Origin of the sequence: Pararhizobium sp. DWP1-1-3 (assembly GCF_049896125.1) — a bacterium.
Taxonomy (GTDB): domain Bacteria; phylum Pseudomonadota; class Alphaproteobacteria; order Rhizobiales; family Rhizobiaceae; genus Pararhizobium.
On record NZ_JAFCTR010000003.1, the window covers coordinates 449,338 to 471,304 of the forward strand.

18 protein-coding genes and 1 pseudogene are annotated in these 21,967 nt (G+C 58.6%); 6 read left to right on the forward strand and 13 right to left on the reverse strand.

Annotated features, from left to right (window positions below; all coding sequences use genetic code 11):
• Positions 1–194: 194 nt before the first annotated feature.
• The 3 genes and pseudogenes from scpA (at position 195) to ACP7BS_RS10110 (ending at position 3,493) form a co-directional block, all read left to right on the forward strand.
• Positions 195–2,336, forward strand: a complete 2,142-nt coding sequence (gene scpA / locus ACP7BS_RS10100; RefSeq protein ID WP_426237897.1) for a methylmalonyl-CoA mutase — start codon at positions 195–197, stop codon at positions 2,334–2,336.
• A 197-nt stretch (positions 2,337–2,533) separates the two neighbouring features.
• Positions 2,534–2,858: pseudogene (locus ACP7BS_RS10105) on the forward strand (acyl-CoA thioesterase); the annotation flags it as partial.
• Positions 2,859–3,022: 164 nt separating this feature from the next.
• Positions 3,023–3,493, forward strand: a complete 471-nt coding sequence (locus tag ACP7BS_RS10110) for an acyl-CoA thioesterase (RefSeq protein WP_426230765.1) — start codon at positions 3,023–3,025, stop codon at positions 3,491–3,493.
• 765 nt (positions 3,494–4,258) lie between these two features.
• Here ACP7BS_RS10110 and ACP7BS_RS10115 read toward each other — a convergent pair.
• Both ACP7BS_RS10115 and ACP7BS_RS10120 read right to left on the reverse strand, forming a co-directional pair.
• Positions 4,259–5,512 (reverse strand): type II toxin-antitoxin system HipA family toxin, encoded by a 1,254-nt coding sequence (locus tag ACP7BS_RS10115; RefSeq protein ID WP_426237899.1) that lies wholly within the window; start codon positions 5,510–5,512, stop codon positions 4,259–4,261.
• A complete protein-coding gene (locus ACP7BS_RS10120; protein WP_426230592.1) occupies positions 5,505–5,744 on the reverse strand; it encodes a helix-turn-helix domain-containing protein in 240 nt (79 codons plus the stop codon). Before ACP7BS_RS10120 ends, ACP7BS_RS10115 begins: the two co-directional genes overlap by 8 nt.
• A 358-nt stretch (positions 5,745–6,102) precedes the next feature.
• On the opposite strand from ACP7BS_RS10120, the gene ACP7BS_RS10125 reads away from it, so the two are divergent.
• Positions 6,103–8,004 carry a potassium transporter Kup gene (locus ACP7BS_RS10125; protein ID WP_426230594.1) on the forward strand — a complete coding sequence of 634 codons (1,902 nt, stop codon included), beginning with the start codon at positions 6,103–6,105 and terminating at the stop codon, positions 8,002–8,004.
• Between the two features lie 203 nt (positions 8,005–8,207).
• Here ACP7BS_RS10125 and ACP7BS_RS10130 read toward each other — a convergent pair whose 3' ends face one another.
• From ACP7BS_RS10130 to ACP7BS_RS10150, 5 genes are all read right to left on the reverse strand, one after another.
• Positions 8,208–8,939 (reverse strand): aspartate/glutamate racemase family protein, encoded by a 732-nt coding sequence (locus tag ACP7BS_RS10130; protein ID WP_426230596.1) that lies wholly within the window; start codon positions 8,937–8,939, stop codon positions 8,208–8,210.
• A gap of 5 nt (positions 8,940–8,944) precedes the next feature.
• Positions 8,945–9,766, reverse strand: a complete 822-nt coding sequence (locus ACP7BS_RS10135; RefSeq protein ID WP_426230598.1) for an ABC transporter permease — start codon at positions 9,764–9,766, stop codon at positions 8,945–8,947.
• Between the two features lies 1 nt (position 9,767).
• Entirely contained in the window at positions 9,768–10,637 is an 870-nt protein-coding gene (locus ACP7BS_RS10140) for an ABC transporter permease (RefSeq protein WP_426238071.1), read from the reverse strand.
• A gap of 208 nt (positions 10,638–10,845) precedes the next feature.
• Complete coding sequence (locus tag ACP7BS_RS10145; RefSeq protein ID WP_426230600.1) at positions 10,846–12,135, reverse strand: ABC transporter substrate-binding protein; 1,290 nt, start codon at positions 12,133–12,135, stop codon at positions 10,846–10,848.
• A gap of 32 nt (positions 12,136–12,167) precedes the next feature.
• The gene (locus tag ACP7BS_RS10150) at positions 12,168–13,256 is read right to left on the reverse strand and encodes an ABC transporter ATP-binding protein (protein WP_426230766.1); all 1,089 of its coding nucleotides are present in this window, start codon (positions 13,254–13,256) and stop codon (positions 12,168–12,170) included.
• Positions 13,257–13,524: 268 nt separating this feature from the next.
• Between ACP7BS_RS10150 and ACP7BS_RS10155 the strand changes: the two genes are divergently transcribed.
• On the forward strand, positions 13,525–14,229 hold the full coding sequence (locus tag ACP7BS_RS10155; RefSeq protein WP_426230601.1) for a GntR family transcriptional regulator: 705 nt from the start codon (positions 13,525–13,527) through the stop codon (positions 14,227–14,229).
• A gap of 202 nt (positions 14,230–14,431) precedes the next feature.
• Here the strand turns inward: ACP7BS_RS10155 and ACP7BS_RS10160 are convergent, their stop codons facing one another.
• From ACP7BS_RS10160 to ACP7BS_RS10185, 6 genes are all read right to left on the reverse strand, one after another.
• The gene (locus ACP7BS_RS10160; protein ID WP_426237901.1) at positions 14,432–15,742 is read right to left on the reverse strand and encodes an extracellular solute-binding protein; all 1,311 of its coding nucleotides are present in this window, start codon (positions 15,740–15,742) and stop codon (positions 14,432–14,434) included.
• Between the two features lie 78 nt (positions 15,743–15,820).
• Entirely contained in the window at positions 15,821–16,672 is an 852-nt protein-coding gene (locus tag ACP7BS_RS10165) for a carbohydrate ABC transporter permease (protein ID WP_426237903.1), read from the reverse strand.
• On the reverse strand, positions 16,669–17,550 hold the full coding sequence (locus ACP7BS_RS10170) for a carbohydrate ABC transporter permease (RefSeq protein WP_426237905.1): 882 nt from the start codon (positions 17,548–17,550) through the stop codon (positions 16,669–16,671). Before ACP7BS_RS10170 ends, ACP7BS_RS10165 begins: the two co-directional genes overlap by 4 nt.
• Positions 17,551–18,648 (reverse strand): ABC transporter ATP-binding protein, encoded by a 1,098-nt coding sequence (locus ACP7BS_RS10175; protein WP_426237907.1) that lies wholly within the window; start codon positions 18,646–18,648, stop codon positions 17,551–17,553.
• 27 nt (positions 18,649–18,675) lie between these two features.
• Entirely contained in the window at positions 18,676–20,184 is a 1,509-nt protein-coding gene (locus tag ACP7BS_RS10180) for an alpha-N-arabinofuranosidase (protein WP_426237909.1), read from the reverse strand.
• Positions 20,185–20,298: 114 nt separating this feature from the next.
• On the reverse strand, positions 20,299–21,219 hold the full coding sequence (locus ACP7BS_RS10185; RefSeq protein WP_426230613.1) for an ArsR/SmtB family transcription factor: 921 nt from the start codon (positions 21,217–21,219) through the stop codon (positions 20,299–20,301).
• 333 nt (positions 21,220–21,552) lie between these two features.
• On the opposite strand from ACP7BS_RS10185, the gene ACP7BS_RS10190 reads away from it, so the two are divergent.
• Positions 21,553–21,816: a DUF982 domain-containing protein gene (locus tag ACP7BS_RS10190; RefSeq protein WP_426230615.1), complete on the forward strand. Its 264-nt coding sequence runs from the start codon at positions 21,553–21,555 to the stop codon at positions 21,814–21,816.
• Positions 21,817–21,967 lie beyond the last annotated feature (151 nt).

Here is a 21,967-nt window from a genome sequence, read left to right on the forward strand (position 1 = left end):
GCGAGTGCTTCGCACGTGGTCAAAGCCGGTTGAGGCATGTTTCTACCTCCCCCTTGAGGGGGGAGGTCGCCGCAAAGCGGCGGGTGGGGGTGACGGTCAGGGACGTTTCAAACGTCACCCCACCCCGGCACTGCGCGCCGACCCTCCCCCTCAAGGGGAGGGTGTACGTCCGATCGATGCAAGGAGACTTTCCAATGTCCGATAAAAAAACCCTCGCCGACTGGGCAGCGCTTGCCGAACGCGAGCTCAAATCCTCGCCCGACAGTCTCACCTGGCAGACGCCGGAGGGCATTGCCGTCAAGCCGCTCTATACCGAGGCCGATCTCAAAGCCGCCGGTCATCTCGGCTCGCTACCCGGCCTTGCGCCGTTCACCCGCGGTCCGCGCGCCACCATGTATGCAGGCCGCCCCTGGACCATCCGGCAATATGCCGGCTTTTCCACTGCCGAAGCCTCGAATGCCTTCTACCGCAAGGCGCTGGCCAGCGGCCAGCAGGGTGTTTCGGTCGCCTTCGATCTCGCCACCCATCGCGGTTACGATTCGGATCATCCGCGCGTCGTCGGCGATGTCGGCAAGGCCGGCGTGGCGATCGATTCGGTCGAGGACATGAAGATTCTGTTCGACGGCATTCCGCTCGAAAAGATTTCGGTATCGATGACCATGAACGGCGCCGTCATCCCGATCCTCGCCGCGTTCATCATCGCGGGCGAGGAGCAGGGCGTGCCGCGCGCGCAGCTTTCCGGCACGATCCAGAACGACATCCTCAAGGAATTCATGGTCCGTAACACCTATATCTATCCGCCGGAACCCTCGATGCGGATCGTTGCCGACATCATCGACTACACCGCCCGCGAAATGCCGAAATTCAACTCGATCTCGATCTCCGGCTATCACATGCAGGAGGCCGGCGCGACACTGGTCCAGGAGCTGGCCTTCACGCTCGCCGACGGCCGTGAATATGTTCGTGCCGCCATCGCCAAGGGCTTGAGCGTCGACGAATTCGCCGGCCGCCTGTCGTTCTTCTTTGCCATCGGCATGAACTTCTTCATGGAGGCCGCCAAACTGCGCGCCGCACGGCTGTTGTGGACGCGGATCATGGAAGGCTTCCACCCGAAGAAGCAATCCTCGCTGATGCTCAGAACCCATTGCCAGACATCCGGCGTCTCTTTGCAGGAACAAGACCCCTACAACAACATCATCCGCACCGCTTTCGAGGCGATGTCGGCGGTGCTCGGCGGCACCCAGTCGCTGCATACCAATTCTTTCGACGAGGCGATCGCGCTGCCGACGGAATTCTCCTCGCGCATCGCCCGCAACACCCAGCTGATCCTGCGGCACGAGACCGGCGTCACCAGGGTGGTCGATCCCTTGGCCGGTTCCTATTATGTCGAGAGCCTGACGGCGGAGCTTGCCAACAAGGCCTGGGCGCTGATGGAAGAGGTCGAAGCGCTGGGGGGCATGACCAAGGCGGTGGCCGACGGCCTGCCGAAGCGGCTGATCGAGCAGGCCGCCACCCGCCGCCAGGCTGCCGTCGACAAGGGCGAGGAGGTCATCGTCGGCGTCAACAAATACCGGCTGGAGACCGAGGACGATCTCGACATTCTCGATATCGACAATGCCGCCGTTCGCGTCGCCCAGATCAGCCGCATCGAGGAGACCCGCAAGCGCCGCGACACCGCCGAGGTGACGGCAGCACTGGAAGCGTTGACCAAGGTCGCCCGTACCGGCGACGGAAATATCCTCGAAACGGCCGTGAGAGCGGCCCGCGCCCGCGCCACCGTCGGCGAAATTTCCGATGCGATGCGCATCGTCTTTGGCGATCACACTGCCGTGCCGGAAGTCGTCAGCGATATCTATGGCGAAGCCTATAAGGACGAGCCAGAACTGGCGACGCTGTCTGCCCGGCTCTCCGACTTTTCCCGCACCACCGGCCGCAAGCCGAAGATCATGGTCGCCAAGCTTGGTCAGGACGGCCATGACCGCGGCGCCAAGATCATCGCCTCGGCCTTTGGCGATATCGGCTTCGACGTCTTGGCCGGTCCGCTGTTCCAGACGCCGGAGGAAGCAGCCGGCATGGCGGTCGATGCCAAGGTACACGTCATCGGCATGTCGTCGCTGGCCGCCGGTCACAAGACGCTGGCACCGCAACTGATCGAGGCGCTGAAAGCCAAGGGCGGAGGCGATGTGATCGTCGTCGTCGGCGGGGTCGTGCCGCGCCAGGATTACCAGTTCCTGCTCGACCATGGCGTCGCTGCCGTCTTCGGTCCCGGCACCAATGTCATGGAGGCTGGCCGCGCCGTGCTCGACCTCATGGAAGGCAAGCTGCGCAATGCGTGAGGATTCGGTTTCGAACGCAGCCCGGGTCTGTCATTGCGCGCGGTCACAGCCGGCCCCTTCCCTGCGGCAATGGAAGTACAGCGCGTAGCGCACGTATCGCAGCTGCCTGTAATTTTCCCTTATTGTGACGACCGGAGTTCGAACGACTGCCACCTTCCAGACACCCAAACGGCGAACTGACCCTGCGAACATTGGCCATGCCGGCGGACGCCAATGCCGCAGGCGACATTTTCGGGGGATGGGTCATGGCCCAGATGGACGTTTCCTGAGGCATAAGGGCGGCGGAGCGTGCCCGGGGTCGCGGTCTCGGCCGCCGTCCAGGAGATGGCCTTCGCGCTACCGGTCAAGATCGGTGATACGCTGTGGATCTACACCGAGGTCATTGCCGTCGGTCGCGCCTCGATGAATCTGAAGGTGGAAGCCTGGGCTCGCCAATATCTCTCCGACCGAATCGACAAAGTAACCGACGCCATTTTCGTTATGGTGGCGCTGGACTACAACGGCCGTCCGACAGCCGTTCCAGAAGCAGGGGATGCCGTCAGCCAGGACCCATCGTTTACGGATGACAGTCCCGTTCGATCGATGAACGCAGAAATTACGGGGCCATCGTCGGTGGCATCCGATCACAAGGCAAACACAACCAGGAGGCGATTTTGGAAACAGGTCACGACACGACGCAGCTCGAGATGGTTGTCCTGATGACGCCGGACATGGCGAATTTTAGCGGCAAGGTCCATGGCGGTGCCCTCCTCAATCTGCTTGATCGGGTGGCTTTTTCCTGTGCGTCGCGGTTTTCGCAGGAATATGCCGTGACCCTGTCGGTCGATCAGGTGGTTTTCCGTCAACCCATCCATGTCGGCGAACTTGTCACGTTTCGGGCCTCGATCAATTATGCCGGTCGCACGTCCATGGAAGTCGGCATCAGGGTCGAAGCCGAAAACATTCGGACTGGCGAGCGCCGGCATACCAATTCCTGTTATTTCACCATGGTCGCCGTCGACGCCGAAGGGCGCCCGACCACTGTCCCCCTGCATCAACCGGACAGTGCAGTCGGAAAACGCCGCGAGCAGGCCGCGCAGGTGAGGCGCAACTTGCGTCGCGAATTCGAGGCTCGCTTCCAGGCGGCAGGCTCTGGCTCAGGCGACGGAAATTCCTGAGCATGGTTTTTGAACCGCTCCCACGAAACTTGCGGCCCCTTGGGCCTGCAACGCCGCGTGGCACTCGGTTCAGTTGGGAACCATCATCCACCCGGTGCTGCGCGCCACCGGTCATCACAACCGGAAAGCCGTCACCAACCCATTGGGTCGGTGCGCTGCTATATGTGCCGACAACTGCTCTCAACACGCTCTCTTGGACGCCCGTTGCAATTCGTCATTGGCAACGGCCCGCGTAAGTCCTGTTGTTGGTTTTGTGAAAGGACCGTAAATCTGGTGTAGGCCGGCCGTAGATCGGCAGTATGCTAGATACGACATGGCAGACTTGAACGATCTCAGCTTGTTCGTCGAAATCGTCGAGCAGCATGGTTTCTCTGCTGCCGCCAGAAGCTGGACATGCCGCGTTCGCGACTGAGCTGCGGGATAACGCACCTGGAAGACAATCTCGGCGTCAGGCTTATCCAGCGCACCACCCATGCTACATTTCCCGCCGCGGCCTGTTACCTTCGGTGCGCAGGTTGCTGAATTTCCTTGCGGAAGAGTATGCAATTCTCTCGGAGCGGGAACATCGCGACCACTCCTAACCTTTGTTCGATATTTCGCCGCGGCATGAACGTCTTGCAATGCCGGCTTCACCGGGACTCAAAATCTGCATATCCAAAGACAATAGGCAGGATAGCGCGGACGGGACCTCTGCTCCCATCTGGTTTGACCTTGCGACCTCAGGCCGGCATTCATCTCTGATCTCTGCTGAACGCGTCGTTGATGCTAACCGGCACAGGTTCCCAGTATCGGTGTCATCAAGCTCACATGGGCGTCGATTCGCTCAAGCACCTGCTCGGGAATGACTGTGCGTTCGGGCAGGGTCCACCAATGCTGGTTCACGCGTTCGGTAACGTCGACCACCGCGTTGAGAACGGCCGGCTCCGGCAATCGCGCACGATTGGCAAAAGCCTTCCACCGTTGCGCGGTCAGTGCCTTAAATGAGCGCTCAGCTGCCAGCGACAGTGCCATGGCATCGGCCGGAATATAGGGGATCGTCGAGAGCACATCATACACCGGCGCGAGCGCCGGCTTGTTGCCGATGCCGCGGTAGATCAGGGACCAATTCTTTAGGTGCATGTCGCCATTACCGGTAATGACCGCGAGAGCCAGTCGGCGCACGAATTCAAGCGACGCGGCAGAAGAGACGGCAATGCCAAGTGCCGAGGCGATATCATGATAGGCGGCACCGTCATATTTGCGCGAGGGATAGATGCCGAATACCTGAGCGAAATCCTCGATGTGGATGCGCTCGCCCGTGATAGCACGGTCAAAGCGTCTGACGAGAAGTACCTTGCCGTCCGACAGCGTTCGGAATTCTTCCGGGATCCCCTCAAACTCGGCCTCCGCAACAAGTTCACGCTCCGGCACTTCCATTCCGATCGCTTCGGCCAGAGCGAGATTGGCATATTCGTTCTCGGAGACCCCAGGAAACGAGGTCGATGGGAATTTGGCGATGTACGCTCCCTCCCCATCGCCCATTGGCAGGGTCAAGCCACCGCCCTTGCCGGTATTTTTGATCACAGAGAGCTTCATCTGAACACCTGCGAGCGAGAACCGGGCTTTCGGCTTTGGGCTGGAGGCTTCTTTCAAAGAAGTTATGGTGCCCTCGCTCGGCACGGCACGGACAGCACCGGGCAGATCGGACCCGAGTGCAGCCAACAGATCGAAATCATTTCCGGTGCGTACATTGCCTGCATGATGTTTCTCCATCGCCTCGCGCAATTTGTCCTCGGGAAGAAGGTTGGCAAAAAATGCCGGCAGGGCTCCAGCAACAGGCTTGGGATTCTTGCGTAAGTCTCCTGTTGCTGCCCGAAAGGACAGGCTGAGAACGGGGAAGCCGCCTGTCTTGCGGTACGTTTCGTCAAAGCTGAACGCGTTGAAATCCCCAGGTGTCCTCACTATCGTGCCAACCTTCCGATTATTGAGCAGCACGTCCAGCGATGATATGGTTTTAGGAGCCTGAAACATCTCAGCCATGATCGTTATCTTCGGCTGTGGAAACAAACGCGGGCAAATCGTCATCGTCATATGGGCGCATCAACGCCTCGACGGCTGGGACCATTACCTTGGGGATCAGCATCATCTCCAGTCCGAGCGCGCGCGCGATATTGATCAGAGTTGTCGTGCGCGCTGCCGCGGACCCTGTTTCTATGTCGCGGTATCGAGGGCGCGATATTCCGGCCATGTCGGCGACCTGTTCCTGGGTCATTGCCGCTGCGATGCGCGTTGTCCTCAACAGGCGCCCGATCTCGAGCAAAGCTTCTGACTCGGATTTCACAAAAAGATCCCCAAACGGTTCATTTACTGAAGTATGATACGTAGAGATATCTTTTACAATCGTTAATCGGGACTATGATGCGTAAAAGGATCAATATCGGTGAAAAGATATGTTTAAGGATCACGCTTGTTAAATCAAAGTGGATTGAGGCGCCTGGAGACCCTTTCTTTCATCGCCTCTTCGACCAAGCGGGAGCCACTTCAAGGGAGTTATTGCGGTTCCAGTCAGAACGCTTCATATGTGCCTGCATTGCGCCGCACAAAATGGCTCTGAATGACCTGGAGATAACATGATCTCGTCCGCCGGCCAGGCGCCTGGCCTCATAACAGACACGCGAAAGTTTCTTGTCCTTTTTCTCGGATCGGTGGGCGTTGTCTATGGCGACATCGGCACCAGCCCGCTTTACGCGTTCCGAGAAGCTCTGCGGCCGTTTGCTCACGACGGCGTGACGCATGACGAGGTCATTGGCGTCATCTCGTTGATGATCTGGACGCTGACGATCATCGTGACGTTCAAATATGTCCTGTTTTTGCTGAGAGCAGACAATGATGGCGAAGGCGGCACATTGTCGCTGCTGGCCCTTCTCATGAAAAAGACCAGCCGTTACACGACGATACTGTTTTTCGCGGGGATCATCGGCGCAGCGCTTTTTATCGGTGATGCGATGATAACCCCCGCCCTCTCGGTATTATCTGCGGTCGAGGGTCTGAAGCTTGTAACGCCTACACTTGCCGACTACGTATTGCCAATCTCTGCCACGATCATGATCGTGTTGTTCGCCGTTCAATCCCGGGGAACGGCGGCAGTTTCCAATTTTTTCGGTCCAATCACGGTGCTGTGGTTCCTGGTCATGGCTGCCGGTGGCATTGCGCATATTGCTGACGACCTCACAATACTAAACGCGCTAAATCCCATCTACGCCTTTTGGTTCGTGTGGAAGGCAGGCTTCGTCGGATTGGTTGTGCTTGGCGCGGTCTTTCTGACCGTCACCGGCGCTGAGGCACTTTACGCCGACCTTGGCCATTTTGGCAGACGGCCGATCCAATGGGCATGGTTCATCATCGTTTTTCCGGCTCTTGCACTAAACTATCTCGGCCAGGGGGCCTTGGTGCTTTCTAACCCATCCACGGCAAGCAATCCGTTCTATCTCATGTTCCCGGAATGGGCGTTGCTGCCCGTGGTGATTTTGGCGACTGCTGCGACAATCATCGCCAGTCAGGCAGTGATCACTGGCGCCTTTTCGCTCGCCCGTCAGGCAATTCACCTAGGGTTCCTGCCGCGCCTGGAAATTTGCTTCACGTCTGAAACAAATACGGGTCAAATCTACGTCCCGGCCGTGAATACGCTTCTGCTTTCCGGTGTCCTCCTTCTCATCTTCGTTTTCGGCGATTCTGAATCTCTCGCGACCGCCTATGGCATTTCGGTAACGGGCGCCATGGTGGTCACGACGCTGCTGGCCTTCCAGTTTGTTCGAGTACTGTGGGGCTGGTCTGCACTGACGTCAGTGGTGATTCTGCTTCCGCTTCTCCTGCTCGAATGCATATTCCTGGGAGCAAACCTCCTCAAGATTCACGACGGCGGCTATGTTCCGGTGATGATTGCGGCCACGATCATGGTAATGATGTGGACATGGCGAAAGGGCTCTTTGCTGTTGCGCGACAAATCCGCACGCAACCATGTTCCTCTCGACAGGTTCATCGCGTCCATCGAACGCAAGTCGGAGCACGCCCCCATAGCAGTGCCCGGCACGGCCGTTTTCCTGACGAGCGTTCCCGACAAGGTGCCAGGCGTGCTACTTCACAACATCAAGCACAACCACGTGCTTCACGCGCAAAATGTCATTTTGACAATCAAGACGGCCGGCATTCCCGTTGTTCCCGACGAACAGCGCTTCGTCATTACCAAACTTTCCGAGCGCTTCAGCAAGCTGGAGCTCACATTCGGGTTCATGGAGACGCAGAATGTCTCGAAAGCGCTGGGCCTTTGCCGTAAAGCCGGCTTCAAGTTCGAGATTATGTCGACATCGTTCTATCTAGGTCGGCGCAAGCTGGTCAGCGACCCCAATTCCGGACTGCCTGGCTGGCAGGACCGGCTGTATATCGCGATGGCCGAGACGGCTATCGACCCGTCCGACTATTTCTATCTGCCGACGAATAGGGTGGTGGAGATTGGCGAACACGTTACCATATAGGAGCGCCGCCGCTGGGAAGGCATAGGTTGAATGCCTTCGTAGTTCCAAAAAAGAGTGTTTTGGCCTCGGGACAGGACACTGCGCCGCCATCCCGACCGCAGCGGCTATTTCAACATCCGACGGCGGGAAGGATGGTTCGGGTGCTCGCTGTGCAGGCCCATCATGGCAGAACAATCAACAGTGTCTTAAAGGCCCGTCGCACTTCAAACACCAACCGGCGAGAAATCCGCCATCGCACCCGCATAGTGCTTGGCGAATGGCGTGACGTAAGAGCCGCGCTTGCTGGTGGTCAGGCGCTGGGCGACCAGTGCTTCCGCCTGCTTGACCGCTGCCGAAACGCCATCGACGACGGGCACGCCATATTCCCCTTGCAGCGCATAAGCGAGATCGGCCATGCCGGCACAGCCGAGAACGATCGCTTCGGCGCCATCCTCAGCAAGTGCTCGCTCAATCTGCCTTCGCAACTTGCCAAGCGCTCCGGAAACGGGATCTTCCAGTTCAAGTACGGGAATATCTGCCGCCCTAACCCGTACCCGCGCGCCAAAACCGTAGTGGCGCACGAGGTTTTCCAACAGGGCGCGCGAGCGCTCCAACGTCGTTACGACGGTGAAGCGCTGGGCCAGGAAGCCTGCCGTCACAAGCGCTGATTCGCACAGGCCCAGCACCGGAAACCCGGCGAGCGAGCGGGCCGCATCCAGTCCCGTATCGTCGAAGCACGCGATGACGGCAGCATCAATTTTCTCCGCTGCGGCAATCTCTTTGAGCAAGCCCGGCAATGCGAGAGCGCCGTCATAATGGCCTTCGATTGAAGCTGGTCCCATCTTTGCGGTGGCCGTGATGATTTCCGTACCGCTGCCGGCGACGGCACGGGCCGCTTCGGCCGCCTTGTCCGTCATGGATCGGGTGGTGTTGGGATTGACGACGAGGATGCGCATGCGGATCAGATCACTTTCGCCTGCCGTCGGCGCAGAGCGAGAATGATCGCGAGCGCCAAAAGGATGATGGAGAAGGAAAACAGCGTGGTGACGGTGCCCAGCGCATAGAGCACCGGCGTCGTGACGTTGGTCGTCATGCCGTAGATCTCCAGGGGCAGCGTGTTGTAAGTTCCGGATGTCATCAGAGTACGGGCGAATTCGTCATAGGAGAGCGTAAAGCCGAACAGGCCGACGCCGATCAGGCTTGGCGCAATCATTGGCAGGACGACATGGGCAAAGGTCTGCCAGGACGTCGCCCCGAGATCGCGCGCCGCCTCCTCATAGGCCGGCGAAAAGCGGTTGAAGACCGCAAACATGATCAGCACGCCGAACGGTAGCGTCCACGTCAGGTGCGCTCCAAAGCCGGAGGAGTACCAGGCGGGTTTCAGGCCGAATTGCTGGAAGACGACGCCGATGCCGAGGGATATGATGATCGATGGCACGACAAGGCTGGCGACCGTCAGATAGAACAGCACCGTCGAGCCACGGAACTTGCGGCGGAAAGCCAAACCCGCCAGAAGCGATACCGCCACATTGACGACCATCACCATCAGCCCGAGGGTGAAGGACCGCTTGAACGACGCTCCGAAATCACCGACAGCTTGCTGCTCGAACAGGTTGAAGAACCAGTGCACCGAGACACCATTGAGCGGAAAGGTCAGACCGCCATCCGGCCCCTGGAAGGACAGGATAAACACGGCCGATAGGGGTCCGTAGAGAAACAGCACAAAGAGCGTGAAGAACGCGGCGAGCACGTAGAATTCGAAGGTGCGTCTCTCGTGGCTCATCTCAAAGCTCCTTGCGGATATCGACGACGCGCAGGATGGCAGCGACCATAGACAGCACGACGATCAGAAGCACGACCGCATTGGCGGCTGCGGCAGGATATTGCAGCAGCGACATCTGGTTCTTCATCATCAGCGCTACCGAGGCGCTCTGCCCACCGGACATGACCTGAACGGTGGAAAAATCCGCCATGACCAGCGTGACAACGAAGATGGAGCCGATAGCTATGCCCGGTTTTGCCAGCGGAATGATGACGTTCCAGAGGATCTGCCAGCCATTGGCACCGGCATCGCGGGCCGCTTCGATCAGCGAGCGGTCAATGCGCATCAATGTGTTGAAGATCGGCGTCACCATGAACAGAGTGTTCAAATGGACCATGGCCAGCACAACAGCGAAATCGGAATAGAGCAGCCATTCGATCGGCTTGGGAATGACGCCCATTTCGATCAGCGTCGTGTTGACGAGGCCATTGCGCCCGAGCACCGGGATCCACGAGATCATCCGGATGATGTTGGAGGTCAGGAAGGGCACAGTGCAGACGAGAAACAGCACCATCTGCATGGTAGTCGTGCGGATATGGAAGGCGAGGAAATAGGCGACCCAGAAGCCGATCAGCAAGGTCAGGGCCCAGACCATCGCCGTGTATTTCAGCGTGTTCAGATAGGTTTTCCAGGTCACCCACGAGCCAAGCGTGTCGGTGTAATTCATGGCCAAGAAGTCAGGATAGAGACCGGCGAAATCATAATCCCAGAAACTGACGACGGCGATCATCAGGATCGGCAGCAGGAAGAAAAACCCAAGGATCAGCGCCAGCGGCACCGCCTGCAGATAGGAGGCGAGATGAGCTGAGGTCCTGCCGATGCGCGCAGCCAGCCCAGTCTTTCCCGCCGTTTCAATTTGCGTCTCTTGCGTGATGACTGCTGTCACGTCCTGGGTCTCCGGTTTGTCTTCTGTACCTCCCCCTCGAGGGGGGGAGGTCGCAGAGAAGCTGCGGGTGGGGGTTAACCATCGGATGTCAAGACAGTCACCCCGCCCCGGCACTGCGTGCCAACCCTCTCCCTCAAGGGGAGGGTGGAGATCATCAAGCAGCGATGAACTCGTTCCAGCGCTTGACCATGTAGCGGTCCTCGTCCATCACCGAGTTCCAGCAGGCGACCTTACCCATGCGTTCCTCGAAGGAGCCGCCGTCGCGCACGGCGCCGGCCTTCTCCATGACTTTGCCTTCAGGGGACATGATGTCGCCTGTCGCAGCCTTGCCTTCGATCCAGTAACCCCATTCGTCGGCGGTCATGAATTCCTTGGCGGTGTCCATGGCGGCGGAATAGTAGCCCTGGCGGTTGAGGTAGCCGCCGACCCAGCCGGATGTATACCAGTTGATATATTCGTAGGCCGCGTCGAGCTGAGCGCCTTCCAGATGCGAGGCAAGGCCGAGACCGCCGCCCCATGAGCGGTAGCCTTCCTTGAGCGGCTGATACTTGCAGGCAATGCCTTTCGAGCGGACGGCGGCAACGGCCGGCGACCACATGGACTGGATGACGACTTCGCCCGAAGCCATCAGGTTGACCGATTCATCGAAGGACTTCCAGAAGGCGCGGAACTGGCCGTCCTGCTTGGCCTTGATCAGGAAGTCGATCGTTGCGTCGATCTCTTCCTTGGTCATGTTGCCTTTGTCGGCATATTTGATATTGCCGAGCGCCTCCATGATCATCGCCGCGTCCATGATGCCGATCGACGGTATGTTCAGGATGGACGTCTTACCCTTGAAGGCCGGGTCCATGATATCGGCCCAGGACGTGATGTCGCGGCCGACGAGGTCCGGGCGGATGCCGAGCGTATCGGCGTTGTAGATGGTCGGGACCATGGTGAAGAACTGGGTTTCGCCCTTGGCAAACGTCTTGTCGCCGATGGCTTCCACATAACCAACGGTATGCGGTGCGGTGCCCTGCGCAATAACGCTGTCCGGCTTCAGCTTTCCGGTTTTGAACAGCGGCACGATCTTGTCGTAGTATTTCAGCTTCTTGATATCCATCGGCTGGATGACGCCGGCCGGAAAGACCTTCTTCAGGATCCAGTATTCGATATCGGCGATGTCGTAGCTATCCGGCTGGGTTACGGCGCGCTGGGCAGCGGCATCACTGTCGGTTGCCGTCATCTCGAGTGTGATGCCGAGATCGGCCTTGCACTTCTCGGCGATGGCATTGATGTTCGACACGCCGGTGCCAAACTGGCGAAGCGTGATCGGGTTCTGTGCCCAGATGGTCGGGAAGCCGGTAATAAGGCCGGAACCGATCACCGCGCCGGTTGCGGCAGCACCGGTCTTCAGCAGGCCACGCCTTGAAATGCCCTTGGGAGTCTTTGTTTCAGTGGTCATATCATTTCCCTCTTTTTTGATTGTGAGTCGGACTAGGCGGCAATGCGGCCCAATAGGACGGCATCCTCAAGGCCCCAGCTGAGCGGTACGGCATCGCCAACCGACACGGGTTTCTCGAAATAATCGGCATCGGTGGCGATGACGGTGAAATCGTCGCTGCCGGCACCGATGACGGTGATCTTCACGGAGGCGCCGCGGTATTCGACATTGGATACGATGCCATGAAATCCGAGCGTCTTTTCCGAAGGCGTCGCAAGCCGCACACGGTCGGTGCGCACGCCGATATCGATGGGTGCGCCCGGCTCTTGTGCCGGTCCCGCGACAGTGAATGTCTGGCCTTCGGAGACTTCCAGCGTCACCTTCCCCTCGCCGCTATCGACGACACGGCCGGTCAGAACATTGTGATCGCCCATGAACCGTGCGACAAAGGCCGTGGCCGGACGCTCGAAGACTTCGCGCGGGTGCGCCGCCTGCTCGATGCGGCCATCGTTCATGATGACGATGATATCGGCAAGCGCCATCGCCTCTTCCTGGCTATGGGTCACATGCACGAAGGTGATGCCGAGGCTCTTCTGCAGTTTCTTCAACTCAGCCCGCATACGGATTTTCAGGAATGGATCGAGCGCCGACAGCGGCTCGTCGAGCAGCAGCGCTTCCGGATCGGTGATCAGCGCCCGTGCCAGCGCCACGCGCTGCTGCTGGCCGCCGGAAAGCTGGGCCGGGCGCCGGTTGGCATAGGGCTCCATCTGCATGAGCCTGAGCATGTCCAGAGCTTTTGCCCGGCGCTCCTGCCTCTCGACGCCCTTCATCTTCAGGCTGAAGGCAACGTTGTCCACAAGGTCAAGATGGGGAAACAGCGCATAGGACTGGAACATCATCGCCGTGCCGCGTTTGGCAGGGGGGAAATCGGTGACGACAATATTGCCGAGCCGGATATCGCCCGACGAAATGCTCTCGTGCCCGGCAATCATCCTGAGCGTCGAGGTCTTGCCGCAGCCGGACGGGCCAAGGAAGCAGCAATAGCTGCCGGAGGGTATTTTCAAGCTGATGGAATGGACGGCAGTGGTGCTGCCATAAATCTTGGAAACGGATATGATATCGATTTCAGCCGCTTTGGACATCATGCTTCCCCTGTGACGGGAAGAGCAATGCATCAAGCGTGCCAGAATCGGTGTCCGGGGACAACCAACTGAAAAGCCAGCGTTAATCGTGGTCCTTGGGTCTTGCTGCAAATTTAATCAACATAAGGAACGCCTAAAATTTAGACGTTCGTTGGCAATATCAGCAACAGATCGTATACAATTTCACCAGTCACATGCAGACAGATTCCGGTTAACTTTGCTCAGAAAGAACGCTAGGATCAGCGCCTCAACCCGGAAACCACATTTCATGAAGATCGTAGCAGCGCCTGCCGAAGAGCAGATCGATATCAGCACACATCATATCCGCGATACCATCCGCGATGCGATCGTTGACCGCAGGCTTGCGCCCGGCACGAAGCTTTCGGAAGCTGATGTCGGCGCCCTGTTCAATGTCAGCCGCACGCTGGTACGTGGCGCTCTTCAGGCCCTTTCCTACGAAGGGCTCGTCAATGTCGAAAAAAACCGCGGCGCCTTCGTCGCCTACCCATCGCCCGAGGAAGCCCGCCAGATATTTGCTACCCGCCGGATGATTGAACCGGGTATTCTGCGGGAAGCCGCAAAACATATGGGGCCCACGCATTTCCAGCACCTTCGCCAATTGCTGATGGAAGAAGGCCGCTTGATGAACGAGCGCGGCCAGACGGCGCGTCGCGCCGAGATCAAGGCGTCAGGCGATTTCCACCTGTTGCTCGCCTCGATGACCGGCAACGCCGTCATGCAACGCTTCATGGATGAACTTGTCGCCCGCTCTTCGCTGGTCATCGCGCTCTATGGTCAATCGGCCATTTCAAGTTGTGGCCACCAGGAACACCAGGACATTGTCACCGCCATCGAACGCGGCGATCTCGACCGTGGCTGCCACCTGATGGTCCATCACATCGATCACATCGAAGCCGACCTCGACATGCGTGCGACCAGGGGGAGCGACCTGCACGAGGCGTTCCGGGTATAGCGCTGAGAAACGCCTCATGTTGTGAACGTGTTTGTTTTTCGACCGACGAAAAGTGTGTGGCGGTTTTTCGAGAGGCGAAGAAATTAGCCGTGATCCGTATAATTCTACAAACGATTTGACCGGCGGATAAAATCGTTCGGCAGAGGCCAGGGACGCAGGAAACCAGTTCCCGCGTCCCAATGGTGCTTTCGGATCGCAACAATCAGATGTTGGCAAGCAGATCGTTGATGCGGCTCTCAGCACTGCCAAGGGCTTCATCGATGGTCTTGTCGCCGTTAACGGCAGCGCCGACTTCTTCGCCGATAATATCCTGGATGGCGAACTGGCGCTGCACGGCGCCCGGCAAGGAACGGCCGGTCTCGGCGATCTTGGCAATGTTTTCACGATGCGGCAGCGACTTGAAGTCCTGCATGTCGAAGACTGCCTTGACCGCCGGTAGGTGACCCGTGCGGGCCCACTGGAAGTCGTTCTCGGCCAAAAACTTGAAGAGTTTGCCGATCGCTTCAGTCTGTTCTGGCGTGCGGTCCTTGTGCGGCAGGACCCAGCTGTGGCCGTCAGCATAGGTGCTGTCACGACCCGGGTAGAGTTGAGGAACCGGATAAACGGTGTAGCCACCGGCAAGCGCCGTTCCTTCCTTTTCCGACTGGGCGACGAAATCGCCGATCAGCCAGGTGCCGTTGACCGCGATGCCCCCGTCGCCATTGGTAAAAGAGGTGACTGCAGCCGCATAGTCGAGGCCTGTTGTCGTCAGTCCCTCGTCCTTGATCTTCTTCATCAGCTCGACGACGGACTTTGCTTCCGGCGTGTTCAGCGTGATCTTTGTCGGGTCGGCGAAGAAGTCGGCGTTCTGCTGTTGCAGCAACGTGTAGAGAACACGGGCGTAAGCTGCCGTCTCATTGGCGAGGATCTGCACAAGATAGGGCTTGCCGGTCTTTTCCTTGAACTGCTTGCCTTGTGCGATCAGTTCGTCAACGGAGGTCGGCAGGATCGGCGTTCCGTCCGCGTTGACGAGGCCAGCCTGTTTCATCAGGTTCAGGTTGACGTGGAACAGCATCGTCCAGTTATCGAAGGGGAGGCCGAACATCTGGCCTTCCTTGGTGACGCCGCCGCGCGCCGCATCGGTAAAGCTGTCGGGCGAGATCCCCTGCGCCGACAGGACTTCATCGACCGGGTCGATCAAGCCACGCGACTGGTAGTCGGAGATTGCCGAGTAGTGCATCGACACAACATCAGGAGCAGCACCTGACGCGAGCTGTGCATTGAGCTGATCGTAGCCGGGCCATTCGACGGTAGTGACGTTGACATCGACATCCGGGTTATCTGCTTCGAATTTGTTGATCAACGATGTGATGATGCCGCATTCGCCGACCGCCTTCGACACCTCGGTGACCTTGCCATAGTCGGCGTCGCAGGCACCGAAGAACCGTTGGAGCTCGATTTTTGTCTGGGCCTGTGCAGACGTGCCGCATGTCAGCGCGATCACTGCAGCGGTGCTCAATAGAAAACGTCTCATGGTCTATCTCTCCCTTTGTGAGGGGCTCCCTGCCCCGTTGAAACCACTGCGGCCATTCCCTCCCGGCCGCAGCAACAGTCACTTCACAGCGCCGCCCGAAACCGCGGTGACGATATGGCGCTGGAAAATCACGTAGACGATCAACACTGGCAGGCTGGCAAAGACCGCCTGGGCGCTGAGGAAACCAAGCCCTTCACTCTGGGCGAAATTGGTCTGGGACGAAGCGATGCCGATGGTAAGCGTGAACATCTCTTTGCGCGTCGCAGAGATCAGCGGCCACCAGTAGTCGTTCCAGGCATGCAGGAAGGTGAAGATGCCGAGTGTCGCCTGGGCCGGCAGTGTCAGCGGCAAGAGCACTTTCCAGAAGATCCGCAAGGGGGAGGCATTGTCGAGAAGGGCCGCCTCGTCGATCTCCTTGGGGATCGCCTTGAAGAACTGGGTCATCAAAAACACCCCGAAGGCCGACGACATCCCCGGCAGCATCAGCCCGATATAGGAGTTATGCAGGCCAAACCAGTTGAACATCTGGTGGCGGGCGATGATGACGGCCTGCTCCGGCACGGCAAGGCCAAAGAGCACGATGACGAAGATCGTGCGCCGGAACGGAAATTCGAGGCGGGCAAAGGCGTATCCGGCAAGCGATGCCAGGACGAGTACGCCAGCCGTTTGTCCGATCGCCACCACGAGGCTGTTGAAGAACCACCCGAAAGCTTGCGATGAGTGGATGATATTGATGTAGTTGATGAGCGTGTAGGGCAACTCGAAAACGGATTCCGTTCCGAGCATCAGTTCCTTATTGTCCTTGATCGAGAGACCGACGAGCCAGGCAACCGGCGCCATCATGGCAACGGAGAGTACAATAGCGATTGCCAGCAGGGTTCGATTGCCGGTCAAGGCTTCGGGACGATAGGTTGATGGATCCGCGCTCATTCGGAGGCCTCCGACTTGCGGGTGGAGACGACGTACTGCGCCATCGCTGCCACGAGGATGATCAGGAACAGAAATTCGGAAGCCGCGGCGGCCTTGCCGACATCCCAGCGCACGAAGCCGACCTCATAGATGTACATGACAAGCGGGCGGGATGTACCGTTCGGGCCGCCATTGGTCATGATTTGCGCCTGTCCGAAAAGCTGGAACTGCATGACGATCTGGATGATCGTCACCAGCATGATGGTGCGGGCGATCGACGGCAGTGTGACGCGAATGAGCACTCGCCAGGGGCTGGCATTGTCGAGAGCTGCTGCTTCATAGAGGTCGTTGGGAATCTGCTGCAGGGCAGCGAGAAACAGCATCATCGGAAGACCGAGGCACCACCAGACGGTGGCGACGCCGACGGAGAATAGCGACCAGCCGCTCGTCGACAGAAAATTGACCGGCTCGATCCCGAATTGCTCGGAGACGACCGCCAGAAGACCGTCGCCCGGAATGAAAACGAAACGCCAGATCAACGTTACAATCGTCACCGACAGAACGGACGAGGAGAAGAACAGGCCGCGCAGGAACGAGGTTGTCCGCGTTGTCTTGTTGAGCGCAAGGGCCAGAAACAGGCCGAGCGCCACCAGCGTGGGGACGCTCACCAGCACGAAGATGATGCTGTTGCGCAGGGCCTGCATGAAGACGGGGTCGGCCAGCACGCGCGCATAGTTTCCAAAACCGACGAAACGGCCCGGGCCGAAGAGATCAACCTTGTGCAGGCTCAGCCACGCCCCCCAGAAGAGCGGAAAGACCAGCAGAACCGCAAAGACGGACAGATAGGGAAGGATGAAGAGACCATTGCTCCACTGGCTGCGGCGATAACTCTCGGCCATTCATTCGCCCTCCGAGTGATGAGCGATGCCAGCCGCGTCGAAAAGATGAATGGCCGTCGTATCAAGCGCGATCTGCAGCGTATCGCCACCGCGCGCTTCGCTGCGGCCATCTGTTTCTGCGGTCAGTTTTGTGCCATCGGCCAAATGGCCATAGATGAGCGTGCGATCACCAAGCCGTTCGATGACCTCGGTTGTGAGCGCGATGCCCGTCTGCCCTGCAGGCAGAACAGTAACGTCCTCGGCGCGAATGCCGAGGCTTGCACCATCCGGCGAAAAACCTGCGGGCAACCGGAAGGCTGCATTGACATTGCCAAGGCCGCTGGTGGCGATCGTCAAGCTAACGCCATTGTCGATCACGCTTTTCAAAGGCACGAAATTCATCGCCGGCGAGCCGACGAACCCTGCGACGAAGCGGCTTGCCGGATGGCGATAGATTTCCATCGGCGTGCCGATCTGCTCGATCTTGCGGTTGTGCATGATGACGATGCGGTCAGCCAAGGTCATGGCTTCCACCTGGTCATGCGTGACGAAGATCATCGTGCTTCCAAGCCGGGCGTGGAGCTGGGCGAGTTCCAGCCGGGTGCGGCCACGCAGGGCCGCATCGAGGTTCGACAGAGGTTCGTCGAACAGGAAGGCTTTCGGTTCCTTGACGATGGCGCGGCCGATCGCCACCCGCTGGCGCTGGCCGCCCGACAGCTTTGCCGGCCTGCGCTCGAGAAGGTGCGCGATTTCGAGCGTCGCTGCGGCCTGCTGGACGCGCCGCTCGATCTCGTCCTTTGGCAGGCCGATGTTTTCAAGGCCAAAGGACATGTTCTGCGCAACCGTCATATGCGGATAGAGCGCGTAGGACTGGAAGACCATGGCGACGCCGCGCTTGCCCGGCGGCAACGTATCGACCCGTCGGTCGCCGACCGAAATCGTCCCATCCGTTACATCCTCAAGCCCTGCGATCATCCGCAGAAGCGTGGATTTTCCGCAGCCCGAGGGACCGAGGAAGACGACGAATTCGCCCGCCTCGATGGATAGCGAAATGTCGTCGAGCACGCTTAGCGCGCCGTAGCGTTTGGAAACGTTGGTAATTTCGATCGATGCCGACATGGTTCCTCCTCCCGTCGTGATGCCGTCTTACGCGCCGAGCCGGATCATCCGGTAGCTCAACGGCGCGATGGCGGCGACGAGACGGCGGCCGGTGGCGGATGTGCCCGAGCCCTCGCGTGGCTCGATAGCTTCATCTCCCGGACCGTTGACGGCGCGAAGGTCGTGCCCCTCCATGACTTTGTCCATGATTACCTTGCGGTCGCCAAAGCCCTCCAGCGAAAGATCAAGTTCGATCATTTCCGTCTGATGGCGGTTTACGATGAAAAAGGTGAGCGCGCCATCGGTCTCCGTCTCGACAGCGGAAATGTCGAGATATGCGACGTTGTCGGCGAAGTCCGTGGAATAGCTTGGGCAATCCAGCGAGAGCTGCAGCGCCTTGCCGCGGCCGTAGCGCGAGGCGTAGGCGTAGGGAAAGAACGTCGTCTGGCGCCAGGCCGGCCCGCCGGGAACAGTCATGATCGGCGCAATGACGTTTACGAGCTGGGCAAGGCAGCCGACCTTCACTACGTCCGAGCGGCGGATGAATGTATTCAGGATGCAGCCAACCTGCAGCACATCCTCGAAATTATAGATGTCTTCGAGAAGCGCCGGCGCATGCGGCCAACCCTCATTGCCCTCAAGAACCTTCCGGTCGGCTTCGCGGGAATGGTACCACACGTTCCACTCGTCGAAGCTGATATAGACATCCTTCTTCGAGCGCTTCTTGGCCTTGGTATAGGTAATCACGCCAGCGATCGTGGCGATGTAATCATCAAGGCGGGCGTTCTGCGCCAAGTAGTCTGCGGTGTTGCCGGCATGGTTGTCGAAATACATGTGCAGGCTGATATAATCGATAGAATCGTAGGTATAATCGAGAACTGTTGCTTCCCAGGCCGGATAAGTCGTCATTTTCGGCGACGACGAACCACAGACAACAAGCTCGATAGACTTGTCAAAGGCGCGCATTGCCTTGGCGGTCTCGAATGCGATGCGGCCATATTCCTCAGCGGTTTTCTGGCCGATCTGCCAAGGGCCGTCCATCTCGTTGCCAAGGCACCACATCTTGACATTCCAGGGCTGTTCGCGGCCATTCTTGCGGCGAAGATCAGACCAGTAGCTGCCGCCCGGATGATTAACGTATTCGAGGAAGGCACGAGCCGAATCCAGACCGCGCGAACCGAGGTTGACTGCCAGCATCATGTCGGTATTGGCAGCTTCCGCCCAATCGGCGAATTCGTGGATGCCGACCTGGTTGCTCTCCGAGCTGTGCCAGGCGAGATCAAGGCGCACAGGACGCTCCTCGCGCGGTCCGATGCCATCTTCCCAATCATAGGCCGAAACGAAATTACCGCCGGGATAGCGGACGATCGGAACATCAGCTTCCCGCACAAGGTCGATAACGTCTTGACGCATGCCGTTCTTGTCAGCGGTCGGATGATCCGGTTCATAAATACCCGAATAGACGGCCCGGCCCAGATGCTCAACGAAGGAGCCGTAGAGACGTGGGTCAATCGTACCGATGACGTAACCGCTGTGAACGGTGCCGGCTGCGCGCATGTAGTCCTCCCTTTATATCTGAATATCAGATATATATCCTTTTGTCTGATACAATACACGTGATTGCCCAGGCGTCAACCCGCCTGCAGTGGATCGAGGGGAAAGTCGGATGCGTCAGGTTTTAAGGCGCAGGACAATATCCTGGTCGTAATTGCCAAAACCCCGGCCGAAGATATTGATGCCGCCGGGATGTTCTGCAGTCTCTGGCACCTCGATGCGCAGCCGGATCGAGCGGTGCTCGAGCAGGTTGAGGTCAGCCAGGCTTGCATCGGAAATCCGGATGCCGTCGACGAAGGTACCGTTGTCGGTCACGCGAAAATACTTGAGAACGCCGTACTGGCTGCCTCTCAGCTTCCACCAGTCCGGCGTGTATTTCCCGCGCCTGTCGCCGAAGTCACCGGGTGAGGTCCAGGCGCCGATGCCGGTGCCGTTGATGGAGAGCGTGATGTCGGACGGCCAGTTGTCGGAGGTACCGGGCACCTCTGATGAAAGCTCCAGCACGACCTCCAGTTCCTTGACCTCGGCGCCCTTGATGCGAGCATTGTTTGGGAACTGGTATTCGACATACCCTCTTGTAAACCATAGAAGCCCTGCCTTCATCCGATCGGGGGCAAGGAACGTGTCAGGGCTGTCGAGATAACCGATAATTCCCTCACGCGAGCACATGCCGCAGGGGGCCGCGACCTCGTAGCCGCTGTAGAGGCCAACCGGCATGGCGACCTCGATCACCTCCTGGCCGGTCTTGGCCGGGCTTGCAAAGGAAAGAACGATTTCCTCGTGGACGGCATGACAGACCTTCTGACTGCCCTTGCGCGCTTTGGAAACCTCGGTGCGTATGAGACCTGCCTCCTCCAAAAGGTTCAGGTGGGTCGATGTGGTCGATTGCGGCAGATCGAGTGCCTCGGCAATTTCGTTGACGTTAAGCGGTCCCCGGGCATGCAGAAGTTCCAGCATGGAGAGCCGCGCTGGTGCCGCCAGACATTTGAGCACTTCCTTCCCGTCCTCTGGACCGATCATCAGAAATCGCGTGGTCATATACCCTCCCCAACTGCGAACCTGATTTGTATCAGATAAATAGATATGATCAATGGTTGGAGAGGTTCTCATCATAGTTCACGCCCGGAGAGGCGGAGATGACCGGGAACCGTTTCCCCTCGACGAAGATTAGGGAAGCGAGCGGTCATCAAGGCAAACTCTAATTCAATTCCGCATGATGCGGCATTTCGGACCAATTTCGGCGTGTAAACGCCACTGGTTAGAACACCCGAGTTGATTGTTTGAAAGTTGATCGACTATTGACCGCACTCCGATGGAACAAAAATTCGTGAATATTAGTTTTGTGCCATTAACGTCTTTGGGAGGACTGATATGCACCCGAATGAAATCTGTAACCCAACCGAAATTCAGTGGCAGCCGGTGACCATCAGGCTCCGTGGCGGCATCGAAAGAAAAGTCTGCGGTCCGCTGCAAGGCTTCGAAATATTGAACAGGCATATTGTAGGTCCGCACAGCAATATAACTGCGAATGCTGCCCGTTGCTGTCGTTTGGCGCTCGAACGCAAGATGACGCCGGAACAGGCTCGTCAAGCATTCGTCGCAGCAACGATGGACCAAGAGCTTCGCGCAAATTGAGCAGGCAGAGGATTTGACTATGACACTTCCTGTAAATCCCGGTCCCGACCTCCCTGGTCCAACTCCACCGGTCCAGCCAGTCGATGTACCGGACCTGCCGCCGGTTAACCCGGGTCTGGATCCAGAGCCTGACCCGGGTCGGCTTCCCGAT

Excerpts from the sequence above, each read along its gene's own strand:
- ACP7BS_RS10115 (WP_426237899.1), bottom strand. The coding sequence starts at position 5,512 with ATGGCTGAGATGTTTCAGGCTCCTAAAACCATATCATCGCTGGACGTG.
- ACP7BS_RS10120 (WP_426230592.1), bottom strand. The coding sequence starts at position 5,744 with ATGACCCAGGAACAGGTCGCCGACATGGCCGGAATATCGCGCCCTCGA.
- ACP7BS_RS10110 (WP_426230765.1), top strand. The coding sequence starts at position 3,023 with ATGGTTGTCCTGATGACGCCGGACATGGCGAATTTTAGCGGCAAGGTC.
- scpA (WP_426237897.1), top strand. The coding sequence starts at position 195 with ATGTCCGATAAAAAAACCCTCGCCGACTGGGCAGCGCTTGCCGAACGC.
- ACP7BS_RS10180 (WP_426237909.1), bottom strand. The coding sequence starts at position 20,184 with ATGCGCGCAGCCGGCACCGTTCACAGCGGTTACGTCATCGGTACGATT.
- ACP7BS_RS10145 (WP_426230600.1), bottom strand. The coding sequence starts at position 12,135 with ATGACCACTGAAACAAAGACTCCCAAGGGCATTTCAAGGCGTGGCCTG.
- ACP7BS_RS10190 (WP_426230615.1), top strand. The coding sequence starts at position 21,553 with ATGCACCCGAATGAAATCTGTAACCCAACCGAAATTCAGTGGCAGCCG.
- ACP7BS_RS10185 (WP_426230613.1), bottom strand. The coding sequence starts at position 21,219 with ATGACCACGCGATTTCTGATGATCGGTCCAGAGGACGGGAAGGAAGTG.
- ACP7BS_RS10125 (WP_426230594.1), top strand. The coding sequence starts at position 6,103 with ATGATCTCGTCCGCCGGCCAGGCGCCTGGCCTCATAACAGACACGCGA.
- ACP7BS_RS10135 (WP_426230598.1), bottom strand. The coding sequence starts at position 9,766 with ATGAGCCACGAGAGACGCACCTTCGAATTCTACGTGCTCGCCGCGTTC.
- ACP7BS_RS10155 (WP_426230601.1), top strand. The coding sequence starts at position 13,525 with ATGAAGATCGTAGCAGCGCCTGCCGAAGAGCAGATCGATATCAGCACA.
- ACP7BS_RS10150 (WP_426230766.1), bottom strand. The coding sequence starts at position 13,256 with ATGTCCAAAGCGGCTGAAATCGATATCATATCCGTTTCCAAGATTTAT.
- ACP7BS_RS10175 (WP_426237907.1), bottom strand. The coding sequence starts at position 18,648 with ATGTCGGCATCGATCGAAATTACCAACGTTTCCAAACGCTACGGCGCG.
- ACP7BS_RS10160 (WP_426237901.1), bottom strand. The coding sequence starts at position 15,742 with ATGAGACGTTTTCTATTGAGCACCGCTGCAGTGATCGCGCTGACATGC.
- ACP7BS_RS10170 (WP_426237905.1), bottom strand. The coding sequence starts at position 17,550 with ATGGCCGAGAGTTATCGCCGCAGCCAGTGGAGCAATGGTCTCTTCATC.
- ACP7BS_RS10130 (WP_426230596.1), bottom strand. The coding sequence starts at position 8,939 with ATGCGCATCCTCGTCGTCAATCCCAACACCACCCGATCCATGACGGAC.
- ACP7BS_RS10165 (WP_426237903.1), bottom strand. The coding sequence starts at position 16,672 with ATGAGCGCGGATCCATCAACCTATCGTCCCGAAGCCTTGACCGGCAAT.